The 16,800-nt window shown below is 55.2% G+C and carries 15 protein-coding genes; 5 read left to right on the top strand and 10 right to left on the bottom strand.

Annotated features, from left to right (window positions below; all coding sequences use genetic code 11):
- Positions 1-262: 262 nt before the first annotated feature.
- Positions 263-1,948: an N-acetylmuramoyl-L-alanine amidase gene (locus RHH27_RS11680; RefSeq protein WP_302678349.1), complete on the top strand. Its 1,686-nt coding sequence runs from the start codon at positions 263-265 to the stop codon at positions 1,946-1,948.
- Here the strand turns inward: RHH27_RS11680 and rfaE1 are convergent.
- Complete coding sequence (gene rfaE1 / locus RHH27_RS11675) at positions 1,945-2,967, bottom strand: D-glycero-beta-D-manno-heptose-7-phosphate kinase (protein WP_302677510.1); 1,023 nt, start codon at positions 2,965-2,967, stop codon at positions 1,945-1,947. The genes RHH27_RS11680 and rfaE1 overlap by 4 nt on opposite strands.
- 183 nt (positions 2,968-3,150) lie before the next feature.
- On the opposite strand from rfaE1, the gene glmM reads away from it, so the two are divergent.
- Positions 3,151-4,521, top strand: coding sequence for a phosphoglucosamine mutase (gene glmM, locus RHH27_RS11670; protein WP_206200268.1), 1,371 nt, complete (start codon positions 3,151-3,153; stop codon positions 4,519-4,521).
- 55 nt (positions 4,522-4,576) lie between these two features.
- The gene (locus RHH27_RS11665) at positions 4,577-5,509 is read left to right on the top strand and encodes a methylenetetrahydrofolate reductase (protein WP_302678348.1); all 933 of its coding nucleotides are present in this window, start codon (positions 4,577-4,579) and stop codon (positions 5,507-5,509) included.
- Here RHH27_RS11665 and RHH27_RS11660 read toward each other — a convergent pair.
- Positions 5,463-5,747, bottom strand: a complete 285-nt coding sequence (locus RHH27_RS11660; protein WP_206200266.1) for a DUF427 domain-containing protein — start codon at positions 5,745-5,747, stop codon at positions 5,463-5,465. The genes RHH27_RS11665 and RHH27_RS11660 overlap by 47 nt on opposite strands.
- Positions 5,748-5,774: 27 nt before the next feature.
- Positions 5,775-6,497, bottom strand: coding sequence for an ABC transporter ATP-binding protein (locus tag RHH27_RS11655; RefSeq protein WP_302677513.1), 723 nt, complete (start codon positions 6,495-6,497; stop codon positions 5,775-5,777).
- Between the two features lie 111 nt (positions 6,498-6,608).
- On the opposite strand from RHH27_RS11655, the gene RHH27_RS11650 reads away from it, so the two are divergent.
- Positions 6,609-7,730: a polysaccharide biosynthesis/export family protein gene (locus RHH27_RS11650; RefSeq protein WP_302678347.1), complete on the top strand. Its 1,122-nt coding sequence runs from the start codon at positions 6,609-6,611 to the stop codon at positions 7,728-7,730.
- A 16-nt stretch (positions 7,731-7,746) separates the two neighbouring features.
- Complete coding sequence (locus tag RHH27_RS11645; protein ID WP_302678346.1) at positions 7,747-9,975, top strand: polysaccharide biosynthesis tyrosine autokinase; 2,229 nt, start codon at positions 7,747-7,749, stop codon at positions 9,973-9,975.
- Positions 9,976-9,982: 7 nt separating this feature from the next.
- Here RHH27_RS11645 and RHH27_RS11640 read toward each other — a convergent pair whose 3' ends face one another.
- From RHH27_RS11640 to RHH27_RS11610, 7 genes are all read right to left on the bottom strand, one after another.
- Positions 9,983-11,053: a RuBisCO accumulation factor 1 gene (locus RHH27_RS11640; protein ID WP_302678345.1), complete on the bottom strand. Its 1,071-nt coding sequence runs from the start codon at positions 11,051-11,053 to the stop codon at positions 9,983-9,985.
- 52 nt (positions 11,054-11,105) lie between these two features.
- Positions 11,106-12,011: a homoserine kinase gene (gene thrB, locus RHH27_RS11635; RefSeq protein WP_302678344.1), complete on the bottom strand. Its 906-nt coding sequence runs from the start codon at positions 12,009-12,011 to the stop codon at positions 11,106-11,108.
- A gap of 3 nt (positions 12,012-12,014) precedes the next feature.
- On the bottom strand, positions 12,015-12,677 hold the full coding sequence (gene upp / locus RHH27_RS11630) for a uracil phosphoribosyltransferase (RefSeq protein WP_149819559.1): 663 nt from the start codon (positions 12,675-12,677) through the stop codon (positions 12,015-12,017).
- A gap of 58 nt (positions 12,678-12,735) precedes the next feature.
- Positions 12,736-13,485: a polyprenyl diphosphate synthase gene (gene uppS, locus RHH27_RS11625; protein ID WP_302678343.1), complete on the bottom strand. Its 750-nt coding sequence runs from the start codon at positions 13,483-13,485 to the stop codon at positions 12,736-12,738.
- A gap of 22 nt (positions 13,486-13,507) precedes the next feature.
- The gene (cdaA, locus tag RHH27_RS11620; RefSeq protein ID WP_206200259.1) at positions 13,508-14,386 is read right to left on the bottom strand and encodes a diadenylate cyclase CdaA; all 879 of its coding nucleotides are present in this window, start codon (positions 14,384-14,386) and stop codon (positions 13,508-13,510) included.
- Positions 14,387-14,406: 20 nt separating this feature from the next.
- Positions 14,407-15,759: a diaminopimelate decarboxylase gene (gene lysA / locus RHH27_RS11615; protein ID WP_302678342.1), complete on the bottom strand. Its 1,353-nt coding sequence runs from the start codon at positions 15,757-15,759 to the stop codon at positions 14,407-14,409.
- Between the two features lie 133 nt (positions 15,760-15,892).
- Positions 15,893-16,732, bottom strand: coding sequence for a prohibitin family protein (locus RHH27_RS11610; RefSeq protein ID WP_206200257.1), 840 nt, complete (start codon positions 16,730-16,732; stop codon positions 15,893-15,895).
- Between the last annotated feature and the right edge of the window lie 68 nt (positions 16,733-16,800).

Raw genomic sequence — 16,800 nt, 5'->3', positions numbered from 1 at the left:
AGATTGAAGAAGATCAAGCTAGGCAAAACTGCCCTCGAAAAGTATTACATTCTCTTTACGTCCTCCCTGCTTTGGAAAAGAAAGGCATCTACCTTACTTGCATTTCTATTCAGCGATGTTTACTTAATGTAATGGTTTGTAACTCTGATCATTGACAACTCAATAGTAATAATCTGAAGAAAATATTAAGAAGTTGAGTGCATGGGGGTAGCCAGTGAAGTGGTTCAGCCTTGGTCTATTAAGTGGATGTTTCGTTGGCTCAATGACCTCAGCAGTAGCACAGGGTTCTCTGCAGGTGGTTTATCCGCCGCGAGAGCACACTACAAGCGCACCCCGGATTTTCTTTATTGGTACAGCACCGCCGCAAGTTGTCGTTACCCTCAATGGGCAGGTCGTTGGCGATCGCTCGCCAGCGGGACACTTTGCCCCCAGTCTTCCCCTGCAACCCGGATTGAATCACATCACCCTGCAAGCAGGGGATCAACGCCTTGACTTTGCCATCACCCGCACGGTGCCCCAAGTACCGACCACCCTACAACCCCTAGAGCCAACAGCCGATTTAGTGCGCCTAGCCAATGAAATTGTTTGCTTTACCGCTGCTGCCCCCAGCGATCGCGCCGTGCAAGTCCAAGTGGGTCAGCGCATTCTGCCCCTAGAACCCCTACCGCCCCAAGTGCAACTGCCCTCTAATCTGGCTGCGCTGATTCATCAAGCGGAGGTGGTTACTGCTCGCCCTTCTCTCTATCGCAATTGCCTCCAGCTCACCGAAGTGGGCGACTATGGCCCGATTCAATGGCAATTAGGAAACCAACGCCAACCCGGTGCCCGCATTCGTGTAGCTGAGCCAACGCAATTACCAGTTGTGGAAGTCACCCGCTCCCTTGGGGGGGTAGCCCGCACTGGCCCTAGCACTGACTATTCCCGGCTGACGCCACTGCCAGTGGGAACACGCGCACGGGTACGCGGACAAACGGGGGATTGGCTGCATTTGGACTATGGGGGTTGGATCCGCGCCAATGAAGTGCGGTTCCTCTCCAGTGCTCTGCCGACCACCGCCACTATCCGCAGTATAACCAGCCGTCAGCTTGCGGGTTGGACAGAAATCAGCTTTCCTTTGGATGTGCCCGTACCGATTTCGATTCAGCAGGGCGATCGCCAGTTCACCCTAACGCTCCACAACACGATTCCCCAAACCGACATCATTCGCCTCGATGCCGATCCCGTCATCCAGCGCCTTGACTGGTACCCCCTTGATCAAGAGCGGGTGGAGTATCGTTTGACGCTGCATCATCGCCAACAGTGGGGCTATCGTGTGGCCTATGAAGGCAATCGGCTGGTGCTGCAACTGCGTCATCCACCCCAACTCCAACGGGGGACACAACCCCTGCGGGGGATTAAAATTCTCCTTGATCCCGGCCATGGCGGGCCTGAGGACTTGGGAGCACGCGGCCCAGATGGTACGCCAGAGAAGGTCGTCACATTGGCACTGGCCCAAAAACTGGCACCCGAGCTAGAACGCCTTGGGGCAACAGTCATTTTGACGCGCACAGAGGATATTGATCTGGACTTGCCCGATCGCCTTCTCGCCATTGAATCAGCCCAACCCACCCTTGCCCTCAGCTTGCACTACAATGCTCTCCCCGATGCTGGCGATGCCCGTAATACCCAAGGGATTGGCGCCTTTTGGTATCATCCCCAAAGCCATGACCTTGCCGTTTTCCTAGAGGGGTATCTCAGTCAGCGGCTGCGGCGGCAGCAGTACGGTGTGTTTTGGAATAACCTTGCCCTGACTCGTCCGACAATTGCCCCTGCGGTGCTGCTGGAACTGGGCTTCATGATTCACCCGGAGGAGTTTGAGTGGATTGTTAACCCCCAAGCCCAAGCTGAGCTTGCCCATACCTTGGCTCAAGGCATTCTGGAGTGGTTACAGCAGGCGACGCGGGATTAATCTTCCAGCAAATGGTGAAGGGCTGCCGCCATCTCGGCAGTGGATGTGGTGGCTGTGCCAAACTGACGTACGACAATACTGGCGGCCAAATTGCCTAAAACTGCCGCCTCCCAAAGACTGGCACCCGCCACAAGGGCAAGGGTTAAAGCAGCAACAACGGTATCGCCTGCGCCAGTGACATCAAAGACATCCGTACGGTTAAAGGCGGGTAAATGGTAGGGCGCCGCCTCGCGACTAAAGAGACTCATACCAGCATCCCCCCGCGTAATCAGCATATATTTAGCCGCCGTCAACTCCAGCAGGTCTTCCCCAGCTCGCAGTACCTCCGCCTCTGTGCGAATTGGGTAGCCCACCGCTGCCTCTGCTTCTGGCAGGTTTGGCGTAAATAGGAAAGCACCGCGATAGCGAGCTAAATCCCGTTGGGTATCAACAATCGTGCGCTCATGCTCTAGGGCAGCCGCAATCACAGGGGGTGTAAAGACACCATCGCCATAGTCGGAGCAAACCACGGCATCGGCAGTCCCCACCTGCTGACGAATAAAGGCCGCTAGCGCCTCCTGAAGGGCTGGGGCAGGCAGATCATCGGACTTGCGATCCACGCGCACAATTTGCTGCGTCACCGACTGGCGAGCATGGCCAGAAATACGGGTTTTCGTCACGGTGGGGCGATCGCCATCCTTAAAGATGCCCCGCGTATCAATCCCTGCCCCTTGAAAAATGCTACAAAGCGCCTCCCCCTGCGGATCTACACCCACCAGACCAACCGCCTGCACCTGAGCACCCAACTTGGCCAAATTGTAGATGGCATTGGCACCGCCGCCGGGCACTTGGCGGGTAAACTCATGGCGCAAAATCAGAACAGGGGCTTCCCGCGAGAGACGCTCCACCTGACCCGTGAGAAATTCATCGAGGGTGAGATCCCCCACCACCAGTACCCGTGCTGAGGAAAAGGACTCCAAAAGGTGTAGGAGTCGCCCTTGGGACGATTGCAATTGCTGGCGCAGGTCGGGTGGTAACATTTGGCTTTGCCTCAATTCCCGCTGATCCAGAATACTCCTGTGGGGGGACACCCATGCGCAGGGCAAGGTTCACAGAGATGATATAGTCCAAAAAGGGTAAATAAATGTTAAGAATCGTCTCCTGCATAGCCAAGGGGATCGACTAGAAAATAGTGAGTATTGGTGTGGCGTGAGGAATCAACCATGACTGGGCAGCAGCCGATTCGGTTCGGAACCGATGGCATTCGTGGACGGGCGGGGGAGTTGCTAACCCCCAACTTGGCCTTGAGCTTGGGATATTGGGTGGGAGAAGTGCTGCGACAAAGGACGGATGCACCCCAGCGCCCCTTTATCATTGGTCAAGATTCCCGCAACTCCAGTGATATGTTGGCCACAGCCTTGGCCGCCGGCTTAACCGCCGCTGGTTTTGAAGTGTGGAATGTGGGTCTGTGCCCGACCCCCTGTATTGCCTACCTAACGGCCACCACAGAAGCCATCGGTGGCGCCATGATTTCCGCCAGTCACAATCCCCCCGCCGATAACGGCATTAAAATTTTTGGCAGCGATGGCAGCAAGCTCAGCCCTGATCTGCAAAAAGAAATTGAAGCCCACCTAAATGCTGGCCTATCCTTGCCCCATACGGAGCACTGGGGGCATTTGCATCATCGTCCCGAATTGCTTCAGCGCTATCGCCATGCGGTGCAAGCGCCCCTTGAGGATCGTCAACCGCTGCGGAGACTGCGGGTGGTGTTGGATTTGGCTTGGGGATCTGCGGTGGCGGTGGCACCGACGGTGTTCCATGCCCTAGGGGCTGAGGTGATTGCTCTCCACGATCGCGCCGATGGCGATCGCATTAATGTCAACTGCGGTTCCACCCATTTAGAACCATTACAACAGGCTGTCCGTGAAACCCGTGCCGCTATGGGGTTTGCCTTTGATGGCGATGCCGATCGCGTGCTGGCGGTGGATAGCCAAGGGCGGGTGGTTGATGGCGATCACATTCTCTACTTCTGGGGACAACGGCTTCAGTCGCAGGCACAACTCCCCAAGGATTTGATTGTCGCCACTGTGATGTCAAATCTCGGCTTTGAGCGAGCTTGGCAAGCGCGGGGTGGACAACTGGTGCGGGCTGCTGTGGGCGATCAATACGTCCATGCAGAGATGCTGCGCCACGGTGCCATGCTGGGGGGAGAACAGTCGGGACACATCCTCTGCCGTCACTATGGTGTGGGGGGGGATGGCTTGCTCACAGCGGTTCATTTAGCGACCCTAGTTCAGGATTCCCGTCTATCCTTGGCACAACTGCGAGACCAAAGTTTTACCGCCTACCCGCAAATTCTTCGCAATGTCCGTGTTGACGATCGACAGCGACGACTCCACTGGCAAGAATGTGAGCCTTTGCAACAGATGATTACCAAAGCGCAACTGGATATGGGCGATCGCGGGCGAGTCTTGGTACGTGCCTCTGGGACAGAACCCGTTATCCGCGTCATGGTGGAAGCCGAGCAGCAAAGTGTTGCTGATTATTGGACAGAGACCTTGGTGCAGACGGTGACTGCTTATTTAGCGGCCTAGGAACAGGCGTCACTAGCTTGTATGATAATTGCCTAGTCGCGCTCTAGCCATTTCCTTGTCAGTCTCGCGTTTTCAAGCTGCCTGTGAGCAGGGTGAGTTTCTCATCACCGCAGAGGTTTGCCCCCCTAAGGGTAGGGATGCCAGTACGATGTTGCGCCAAGCAGCCCATCTCAAGGGGCGGGTTCATGCGGTCAATGTCACCGATGGCAGTCGCGCTGTGTTGCGCATGAGTTCTTGGGCAGCCGCCTATTTGTTGCAACAGCAGGGGTTTGAACCCATTTGCCAGATCGCCTGTCGCGATCGCAACCGCATTGCCCTGCAAGCGGATCTCATGGGCATTGCTGCTTTAGGTTTGCACAACATTTTGGCACTCACGGGCGACCCCGTCAAAGCAGGCGATCATCCCCAAGCCAAACCCGTCTTTGATTTGGAGTCTGTGCGGCTATTGCGCGTCATTGGCCAACTGAATCAAGGGGTGGATAGCGAGGATCGCCCCCTAGCCGATGGAGCGACGCAATTTTTTGCCGGGGCAGCGGTTGATCCTCAGTCTGCCAGTTGGTCAGGCCTGCAACAACGGTTTGAACGCAAATTGGCAGCGGGTGCTCAATTTTTCCAGACGCAGTTAATTACTGACTTTGAGCGGCTAGCCAAGTTTATGGATCAGATTGCGGCGGGCTGTGGGCGACCCATTCTTGCTGGAATTTTTCTCCTCAAGTCGGCCAAAAATGCTCTGTTTATCAATCGCGCTGTGCCCGGTGCACTGATTCCCCAGCACCTTATTGATCGCCTTGCCGCTGCCGCTGATCCCCTCGATGAAGGGATAACTATTGCTGCCGAGCAGGTACAACAGGCGCGGGAACTCTGCCAGGGGGTGCACTTAATGGCGGTGCGCCGTGAGGATTTGATTCCCGAAATTCTCAACCGAGCGGGAATTGCTCCCCTTAGCGCGTCACCTGCACCCCGCGCCAAAACGCCACATAGCCCTTGATATTGGCAGCCGCCGGCTTGGGATCGGGGTAGTACCATGCCGCATCACGGTTCACCTGACCATTGACAACAACGTGGTAGTAGCTGGCTGTGCCTTTCCAACCACAAACGGTGTGGGTATCGCTGGGCTGAAAATAGGCCGGATTGAGTGCCTCTGGCGGAAAATAAACATTGCCTTCGACCACTTCATAGCGATCGCTCTCGGCCAAGGTTGCGCCTTTCCAAACTGCTTTTGCCATTGCTTTTTTTCTCAGTCGTTCCCCTTCTTAAGATAAAGCAGGTGCCGTCAGCGGGCTAGGCACATTGGGGCGATCGGAACGAATTTGACCGTCACGAAACTGAATAATGCGGTGCGTGACAGCCGCCACATCGGGTTCATGGGTCACCATAATTACCGTCATGCCGGCCGCATTGAGTTGCCCAAAGATAGCAAGAATTTCCGCCGTGGTGTGGCTATCAAGGGCACCGGTAGGTTCATCGGCGAGCAGGAGTAGCGGCTGATTGACAATGGCGCGGGCGATCGCCACCCGTTGTTGCTGTCCTCCCGAGAGTTGATTGGGACGATTCTCAAGGCGGTGACCCAACCCCACCTGTTCCAATGCAGCGATCGCGCGATCGCGCCGTTCCTTGGGGGGAACTTGGGCATAGACCATGGGTAGCATCACATTTTCCAGTGCCGTGAGTTGCCCCAGCAAGTAAAACTGTTGAAAGACAAAACCAATCTTGGCATTGCGAATATGGGCGAGTTCATCATCACTGAGATGTGCCACATCTTGGCCATCGAGAAAGTAGCGGCCAGAGGTCGGGCGATCTAAACAGCCAATAATATTCATCATTGTGGACTTCCCTGACCCCGAAGCCCCCATAATTGCACAGTACTCTCCCCGCTGAATGTTGAGATTCACCTCCCTAAGGGCGTGAACTTCCGTTTCCCCCTGGCCATACACTTTAGAAATCTGTTCTAGGCAAATGAGCGGCGGGTTCAGCATTACAATGAGGTGACAAGGCCATTTGCACTCATTCTAAAGCCTTTTTTCATAACCTTGGTGGCGAATAGATGGCGTATGGTAGAACAAACAAGTGAGTGAGGAGAATGAACCATGGGGTGCAAATCATTGCCAAGGCTACACAACACCGTCATCACCCTGGCGATCGCCAGTGGATTCACCCTTGGGGCAACACTGATGGTACCCCGCTCGGCCACTGCTCAACCCATGCCCGTCAGCCCAAGCTCCTATAGTTTTACCAGCATTAACCCCCTTCAGGACTATCTCCTAGGTGCAGGGGATGTGCTTTTCATTGAAGTGGTCAACCTGCCACCAACAGTTACTAATCAACGACAATTCACTGTTAATCTCGATGGCTCAGTCACCCTACCTTTGGCAGGGCGCGTCATGGTGGGTGGCTTAACTCTCCCCCAAGCGGAGCAGGTGATTCTGAACGCCTATAGTAAAGTCATGCGCTTTCCAGCAGTAACGGTTACATTGCAGACGCCGCGCCCCATGAAGATTTTAGTGGCAGGTGAGGTGAGCCGTCCAGGCTCCTATGTTGTTCCTTTTACTTCTGTATCAGCTTCTGCCCCCGGTATCGGCCTTTCCGGTGGCTTAACATGGCCTCGCCTGAGCCAAGTCCTTGCTCAAAGCGGTGGAATTACCCAAGAGGCCGATATTCGCAACATTGAGATACGCCGCCAACTGGGGAATGGCCAAACAGCCGTAACCAGAATTAATCTTTGGGAGATGATTCAGTCGGGGGATGCGAACCAAGATATCACGCTGCGCAGCGATGATGTGATTGTGGTGCCCAAGGCGAAGGAAGTGAATGCGGCTGAAGCGGTACGGGTGGCCTCTGCGACGTTTTCGCCACAGGTGATTCGGGTGCAGGTTGTGGGCGAAGTATTGCGACCGGGCTTGGTGGAAGTGCCAGCGAATGCCACGCTCACTCAGGGAATTGGGGCGGCTGGCGGATTCAATGTGCAACGTGCCAATATGTCTAGGGTGACGCTGGTGCGGCTGAATCGCGATGGTACGGTCAGTCGGCGACGGATTCCCTTTAGCTTGGCGGCTCAACCCAATGCCAACAATAATCCTGTGTTGCAACAGGGGGATGTGATTGTGGTGGAACGGTCAGCGCTGACGCAGGTGGGGGATACGATTGGGAATGCCCTGCGGCCTATCGGCGCCTTAGGAACCTTAGGGATTATCATCAATCTATTGAATTAAGAATGGCGTACTACTGATGTCGCTCCCACAAAAGATACCCAATTTACGGGTCGTTGATCGCGAAGCGCGTCCTGCGGGCGATCGCCAGCGAAATCCATCACGGTTCAGCACCAGAAAGAATTCTCAAAAGGGTGGGCTGCAAGCTTTTAGCGATCGCTGTCGGCGACGGTGGCGACTACTGTCAGGAACGGTTTTACTCTCATTCTTGGTCATGGGGGGGTATGTTTTCTGGCAACCCGAAATGTACGAGGCCTATTTTCGCCTTCTGATGGAACCAGTGAAGGAACCACAGCCTGCGCCAACCCTGACCCCCCGTGATGGCATTGCCAGTACCCTCCCCTCCCCGCCGCCAACCACACCCCCTCCAGTGGATGTGGGGTCACAGATTCTCGTTCTAGAAAGTGACAAAGTACTAGCTCCCATTGCCCAGAAACTACAACAGCAGTATCCTCATTTGACCACGCGGGTCTTAGCTGAGCATCTGGAAATTCGACCAGTGGTTAGTTCCGCCACAGAGCAACTGCCGACCCAAACAAAAGTACTAGAAGTGGTCTATCGCGATCGCCAGCCAGAAATCGTGACCGCAGTATTAAAGGCCGTGGCAGAGGCCTTTGTTGACTACAGTCAGCGCGATCGCCAAGAACAACTCAATCGCACCCTAGAGCAACTGGACAAAGACATCAATCAGCACCTTACAGAATTAGAGCAACTCCAGCAGCAACTCCAAGCCAGCCAACCCCAAGGCACGAGCCTGCAACCCTCAGAACAACTGCGCTTTTTAACAGAACAGTATCGCCAAATCCATAGCCTGCGCCAAGCGGCTCGCCTGAAGGCCGTGGAAGCCTACGGTCGTTTTCAAGGGTTTCAAGAACAACTCAAGATGACGCCCGCAGAAGCCCTAGCAGCAGCGAACTTAAGTACCTCCCCTGCTTATCAGCAACAACTGGCACGCATTCAAGAACTGGATCAAGAAATTGCCAAGAATCTAGCCATTTTTCGGGAAGGGACACCCGTTATCCAAGCTCTTGAGGAACAGCGGCGAGTTTTGGTGGAGCAATTGCAGGCGATCGCCCGCCAAGTGATTGGTGAGCAATATCAAGTGGACAACCCCACGGCCCTAGGCTTTCAGGGAACAGTGTCACAAACGCTGATTACCAACTACATTACGGCGTGGATTGAATACGAAAACCAGCGGCGCTATGATGCTGAGCTTGCGGCTCCCCAAGCGGCGGTTGCCCAACAATTACAACAACTGAGTAGCCAACTCCCCGCCATTGATCGCCTTGAACATCGGATTCGGACGGCCAACCTCTCCCTTGAGATGCTCAATCAAGCCCGACAGGCAGTGCAACTACAACTGGCGCAGAATTACTTTGCGTGGCAGGTGTTGACGGATTTAGAGAATCCCGCTGTCCAACCCACCTTCCCGCGCTTACTGCTGTTGGTGCTAGGGGCGATCGCCAGCCTTGTGTTGGGGGTTCTGGCTACTTATGTTGCAGATGCAGCCGCCAATACGTTTGTCAGTCCAGCCCAAGTGGAAGATGCCCTAGGCTTGCCCCTCCTTGGCAAAATTCCCAAGGCAACCCCCCAAACCAATCTCCGCTTAGAGCGCGCGGTGAAGGGCAATTCAGGGCTGTGGCAGGTGACTCAAGTTCTACCCTTTGTCGGGGAATGGGTGAAGTTTCAGGAAACCTTTCACCATGTGTTTGCCAACCTTCAAGCCGTGGGTTTGGAGCATTCGTTAGCCGTGATTTCAGCCCTACCCACTGATGGGCGCACCACCGTTGCTCTGCATCTTGCCCTTGCTGCCGCAGGCACGGGGCAGCGGGTTCTGCTGATTGATGGGGATTTACGGCGACCCCAGATTCACCGCTATCTCGGCCTGACGAATGAACAGGGCTTGGCGGATTGGTTAATTCATCGGCGGCACTGGTATAGCGTTGCTCAGGCGCGGCGCGGTCTGGCAATTTTAACCGCTGGTGAGTTGCGGCAACAGCCGATGCGGCTCCTCAGCCAAGACACGCTCAAACAGTTCATGGCTCACCTGAAAAACTATTTTGATCTGGTGATTGTGGATACACCCCCCTTGGCCAACTTTGCTGATGCCAAACTCTGGTCGGGACTGGTGGATCAGACCCTTGTGGTAGTGAATCTGAAAGCACCCCAGCAGCCTGTGCGACTAGCCTTGGCAGATTACAGTTTGGGGCGTGGTAGCGCTCTGGGCGTTGTGGTGAATCTCGCCTAAGGTTAAGCTATTCCTCAAAGAACCAAAGTTCCTTGTTGATACTCTCATCCAGCACTTGGGGGGGGCGTAAGACGAGCAGGAGTTGGCCAAGAATTGGCGCTGTAGGGGGTTCAGGAAACCAAGCCAGTTGGACAGGATCGCTGGCCCTAGGTGCAATCAACAGATAGCGATCGCGATCCCATTCTGGAAGACCACGATCCACTATCAGGAGCACTTGTTCAATGGGGAGTCCCTCAGGCGTGGGCGGTAATTCTGCGGGTAGGTCTGCCACTGGCCAAAGCACCGTGACTGGGTCAACAGCATTCAGGAGAACCTGCCAACTGGGGAGAGCCACGAGGGTCATGGGTTGAGGAACAGCGACTAATTGCAAGGCGCCTGTAGAAGTTAACTGGGGCACTTGATTAAAGGCTGCAGCAGCGAGCGGGGCTGTTCCTGCGACCGGAACGAGGTAGGGCAGGTCTTCAGCGGAATCCAAGCGGTAAAGGGGGAGTCGGGGTTGGCTAGCAGCGGGAACCACGGTAAAGTCCGTCAGCAGTTTTTCAAGCGCTTGGCGACCTGTGGCGGATTCAACAAAGCGAAAGCCTTGGGCAATGAGGCGCGATCGCTGGGCTAAATCGCGTTGCTGCCGCGCCAGTTGCCAATAGTAGCGACCAATGCGATCGCCCACACTCTCACCAAAACCTGCACTCTCATCCTTTTGATAGCTCACGGCCTTGAGGGCACGGCAGACCTCATGAACCGCAGTGACATCCAGTTGTTTCTCAACAATGAGTGTGGCTGCTGCAAGGCGATCGCTCCCTGACAACACCCGCAGTTCATAGAGCAGATCGCTGCCCCGCGTTTGAAAATAGGCACGCACCGCTTCCGGCGCCTCGCGCAGGCTCTGACTCACTTGCAGGGCAATGATCAGTTGATTTTGGTGGATGGGTTCAATGCCCGTGGCCTCAAAAATCGCTTGGGGAGATAGCCCTTGTTTTTGCAGTTGCTGGCATCCGGCTCCCCAATCCTGCCAAGTGCCCTCCTTGCGGCGTAGGCGTTGCAGCACTTCCGTTGTCAGGGCATCCTGTTCTTGACTCATTTAATCACCTCCTATTGACAGGGAAGCATGCTATACAATTGCCTAAGATTGCCTAGCGATCGCGCACCGTTGTCCCTTGGCGTTGAATGGCCAGCACCTCCACCCGTGCCTGCACATCAAACTTTGCCCAAGTCTTCTTGAGGGCAGTGGCAATGGCGGAAGCGGTAACGGGATCCCCGAGGGCTAAAAGCGTGGGTCCTGCGCCACTAATGACCAAACCGTGGGCACCCGCCTCAAGAGCCGCCCTGTGGAGGTCGGTATAGCCTTTGATCAGACTTTGGCGGTAGGGTTGATGCAGGCGATCGCCCAAGGCCAGTTGCAGCCACTCCCGTTGACCCGTTTCCAAACCCCGCAGCAGAGCACCAAGGTGACTGATATTAAAAACTGCATCACCGTAGGTACAGTGGGGGGGCAGCACTTGCCGCGCTGTTTCCGTGGCTAGCTCAAAGTCTGGAATCGCCACAATCGGCACCACATCCTGATCCCAAGGAATCTCTAGCCAATGCCATCCCCCTGCACTCCCTTGGACAGCAAGACGACAGCCCCCTAGCAAGGCCGGCACCACATTATCGGGGTGGCCTTCCATTTCAATGGCCAATTCCAGAACCTCGGTATGACTGAGGGGAAAGCCCGCCAGCCGATTTGCCCCTACTAAGCCGCCAATAATTGCGGTTGCTGAACTGCCGAGGCCCCGTGCGAGGGGAACCCCCAGATCAATCTCTAAATACACAGGTGGGGCTTCACGCCCTAGATATTGATAGAGACGGTGGTAGGCACGATAGGCCAAATTGTCGGAGCTACTGCTGACACCGGCTGCCTCAGTGCCCCGCACATTGACATGGGGGCGATCGCTCAAGGAAAAGGTGAACGTATTGGTGAGGGTCAGAGCGGCTCCTAAGCAATCAAACCCCGGACCCAAATTAGCCGTTGTTGCTGGCACAGTCACCACTGTCATCATCGGTTACACTTCCTCCCCGGTACCAAAGGCGCGATCCCCCGCATCCCCTAAGCCAGGCACAATAAAGCCCTGCTCATTCACTGTCTCATCAATCGTGGCTGCATAGACTTGCACTGCGGGAAAATGGGCACCGAGTTTCTGCAAAGCTGGCGGCGCAGTGACCACGGAAATGATTCGCACCAAGGCTGGGTCAATCCCCCGCTGCACCAGTTCCTGCATTGCTGTCATGATTGAACCTCCCGTCGCCAGCATCGGCTCACTAATCAGGACACGGGTTTGCGGGTCAAACTGCGGGGGCAACTTATTGAGATAGCAACTGGGTTCAAGGGTGGCCTCATCCCGCACAATCCCTAAGTGGTACGTCTTTGCTGTCGGTAAGACCCCTTGGGCACCGTCGAGCAAGGCCAAACCCGCCCGCAGAATGGGTACCACCACGACGGGTACTTGCGGATTCACCACCAGCGCTGCACAGGGGGCAAGGGGCGTTTCAACCACTGTTTCCACCGTTGGCAACCATTCCCGCGCCGCCTCATAGGCCAACCAGCGACCTAGTTCTGTCATGGCTACGCGAAACAGAGGGGTGGGCGTGTTGCGATCGCGAGCCACCGTTAGCCAATGTTGAATGAGGGGATGAGGGGGGACATAAATGCGCAATTGGGGGGTCACAGTATCGCTCCAATACGTACCCGGCGAGCTTTCCTATTCTCCACTGAAATCGTCCCCTTTAGACACGGCCAAATCGCCGCTGTCGCTGTTGGTAATCCCGGAGCGCCTCATGGAAAGCAGCGCGGTCAAAATCCGGCCAGAGGGTCTTGGTGACGTAAATTTCTGAATAGGCCACCTGCCACAGCAAAAAGTTACTGACGCGCATCTCGCCACTGGTGCGAATCAATAAATCGGGATCCGGTAGGCCGCCCGTGTACAAATGGCGTTCAAAGAGTACCTCATCAATATCGGCGGGGTCCAGGCGTCCCGCTTTCACTTGGGCTGCAATCGAACGGCAAGCGTGGATAATTTCCCGTCGCCCACCATAGTTGGTTGCCACCACAAATTTAATTTTTTGGTTATTGGCCGTAGCGGTCATCGCTCGCTCAATTTCCGCTTGTAGGGAGTTCGGCAAACACGCCAAGTCACCCACAAAGTGAATTTGCACGCCCTCGGCAACCATTTCCGCCAGTTCCCGCCGCAACACTCGCTCAAAGAGGGTCATCAGAAAATCCACCTCCGGCAGGGGGCGCCCCCAGTTTTCTGTGGAGAAGGCGTAGGCGGTCAGGGCTTCAATGCCCCAATCTTTGCAACAGCGCAGCAGTTCCTTGAGGGTGTCCACCCCGCGTTGGTGTCCCATAATACGCGGTAAATTGCGCTGCTTTGCCCAGCGGCCATTGCCATCCATAATCACCGCCACATGGCGAGGTAGGCGATCGCGATCTAGATCTTCGGGTAACTCAATGAGTGAATGGGGCTGTAGCGTCATGGACACATCCTATTGGCGGAAATTAGCGCAGTGGCCATACAGTCTTCCAAAATTTTAAGCTGTGCCGACGTTGACGGGGTTGTGAAGTTGCCGTCCCTTGATCCTGCACATATTGCCGCAACAATTCCCCTAGTTTACTGCTGGTGAGGGGACGTTGAAGCTCCCCCTTAAAGGCAAGGGAAATTGACCCCGTTTCCTCAGAGACCACTACACAGACACAGTGGCTAATGCGTTCGGTAATCCCTAGGGCGGCGCGATGGCGAGTGCCCAACTGCCAAGGCCCCGTGCGATCCGAGAGGGGCAGGATCAACTTTGCCGCAATCACTTCAGCCCCCCGCACCCAAATTGCGCCATCGTGCAGGGGGGAACTCACCTGAAAAATTGAGGTAATGAGTTCCGGTGAAAGGCGGGCATTGAGGGCGATCCCTGCATGGGTAAAATCTTGGGGGCTGAGCTTTGTATGGGTTTCCAGCAGAATGAGTGCCCCCGTACGATCTTGAGATAATCCCTTCACGGCCGTCACAATCAAATCAACGGCATCATTGGTCAGGCTCGACTCGGCCACGGGCTGCATAAAGCCGAAAAACTGTCCTCGTCCCAACTGTTCCAGAAAAATGCGAATTTCCGATTGCAGAATAACGGCTAAGGCCACCGCAGAGCCAATCACTAAGTTGTGCAGCACAAAGCTCAAAAACTGTAGCTCAATGGCACGACTGAGGGAGGTTGCCAAAAGGAGGAAGATAAAGCCCCGTATCATCCAGAGGGTTCGCCGCTCGGCCACAACCCGCAAAATAGCGTAGGTTAGGGTCAAGACCAAAACCACATCCACGACTGTTCGCACCTTGGCCAGTGTCTGCGAGGACAGCAGCAGCCACGACAAGTTACCTAGGAGGCTTATCATCCCATCGTGCTCGTCACCTCCTAGGGGGCGGGGGTGCTCAATCGCAGGGGCAAGACATCATGGGCCACCAAATCAGCGTAGGTTTCCCGTTGCAGGATCAGGTTGGCTTCCCCCTCACAGACCACCACCGCCGCCGGCCGGGGCACACGATTGTAGTTGGAGGCCATGCTGTAGTTGTAGGCACCCGTACTGGCCACCACTAAAATATCATTGGCTTGCAGGGGGGGTAGGGTGACTTGGGGCAGCAGAATATCGCCCGATTCGCAGTGCTTACCGGCAACACGCACGGTTTCTGTGGCGGCAGTGGTCATGCGATTGGCACACAGGGCTGTATATTGCGCCTGATAGGTAATCGGTCGTGGATTATCGGACATCCCCCCATCGACAGCGATATAGGTGCGTAGCTCAGGAATCACCTTACGGCTGCCCACCGTGTAGGCCGTCACTGCCGCAGGTCCAACGATGGAGCGACCCGGCTCACAGATGAGTTTGGGTAAGGGAAGATGGCGTTGCTGACAGGCTTGGCTCAGTTGATGACTAATGGCCTTTGTCCAGTGGGCGATCGCCGGCGGGTTATCGGACTCGATGTAGCGAATGCCAAGACCACCCCCCACATTCAGTTCGCGCATGGGTAGCATCGCTTCACGGGCTTGAGCCAGCCAATCCACAAGGACATCACAGAGGTCTAAATGGGGTTGTTCCTCAAAAATCTGTGAGCCAATGTGGGCGTGGAGTCCGACCCAGTCCAGTTCGGGATGCGCCTTAGCAAACTGAAGCAACTCTGGAAACTGTTGCGGGTCAAAGCCAAATTTGCTGTCTAGATGTCCAGTGCGGATATATTCGTGGGTGTGGCATTCAATCCCCGGTGTCAACCGCAACATGACGCGCGGTGGGGTCGAGAGATCATGCTCCTCAACGTAGGCAGCAAGGCGCTCTAGTTCTAGCCAGTTATCGGCAACAATCGTGCAATTGACCTCAAGGGCATAGAGGAGTTCTTGGGAGGACTTGTTATTACCGTGGAAGTAAATGTGGCTGGCGGGGACGCCGGCACTCAAGGCAGTGTAGAGTTCACCCCCGGAGGCCACATCAATCCCCAAGCCTTCACTGTGGGCAAGGGCACAGGTGGCCAAGCAGTTCCAAGCCTTTGAAGCGTAGAGCACCAAAAATTCACCACCGTAGGTCTGCTGGAGGGTGTCTTGGTATTGACGGCAGGCGGTGCGAAAGGTGAATTCATCAAGGATGTAGAGGGGAGAGCCAAACTGAGCCACTAACTCCACCACATCACACCCACCAATGGTGAGATGGCCTCGGGCATTGGTTTGCGCAGTCAGGGGTAAAATTTGTTGATTGGCAGCAAGCGGGGTGGAGATCATGGGTCAGTATCGGCAGAAATTAGGGGAATATAAAGAACAAATCGCTATTCTTAATTCTAGGGGGATTTGGGCGATCGCTCCCTTCATCTGTTGAGTCTCTGCTGAACCTGTAGTTCATCGAACCGTCCCTCAGCTATTTTGCTGCTGTCCCTGTCCAATTGAGGAAAAAGGGGGGTAGCCCTTCTTGGCCGTTGATCACAATCACTTGGGGCACTTGGGCACCGCCTTCACGCCATGCTTCGATCGCTTCCTTTTGCAGCACTAACTGGCCACCCGGAGCTTTGAGGGTTTCGGCAAGGAGGCGTTGGGCTTCCGCTTTCCCTTGGGCACGGTTAATTTCCGCTTGCGCCTGTTGAGCCGCCTCTTGGGCGATATAGACCGCCCGTTGTGCCCGCTGCTCAGCAATTTGCTTATCCTCGACGGCCTTGGAAAATTCCTCGGAAAAGTCAAGGTTAACGACACTGGTATCCAGTACGAGAATGTGGTACTTGGCTAGGCGATCGCCAAGGGCATGATCAAAATCCTCCTTAAGTTCATCCCGCTTGGTAATAGCCTCCTCCGCCGTGCGACGGGCAGCAGCAATTTTGAAGGCCTCTTGGGTCTGGGGAGCAATGATTTTGGCGACGATATTTTCTAGGGTCCCTTGGGTGCGGCGCACATCCACGATGGCCATGGGGTCTAGGCGAAAGTTGATGGCAAAACTGGCGGTAATGTCCTGCAAATCTTTGGTGGCACTTTCCGCTGGCACTTCAAACTTCTGTACAGTTACGTCATAGACATCCACACTGGCAATAAACGGCGGTTTCCAGTGGATGCCCTCGAGGAGGGGAGTATCCTGAGCTTTACCCAAAATACTCAGCACCCCTGCTTGGCCAGGATTAATAATCACCACGGCATTCAAAAGGACAACCAGCAAGACAATGGCGATCGCCACCACTGAGGAGGTGAGCCGCGAACTGAGGAGTTGATTCATGACCCAAGAATTGAATTTCTGCTTTGATTATAGGCGGTGCTTCCCGCCGATCCGGAAGGCAATTCCTT

It is taken from the genome of Thermosynechococcus sp. PP555 (assembly GCF_031583225.1).
Classification (GTDB): Bacteria; Cyanobacteriota; Cyanobacteriia; order Thermosynechococcales; family Thermosynechococcaceae; genus Thermosynechococcus.
The sequence above is the reverse complement of the archived record's forward strand: the minus strand, read 5'-3'. Positions and strand labels throughout refer to the sequence as shown.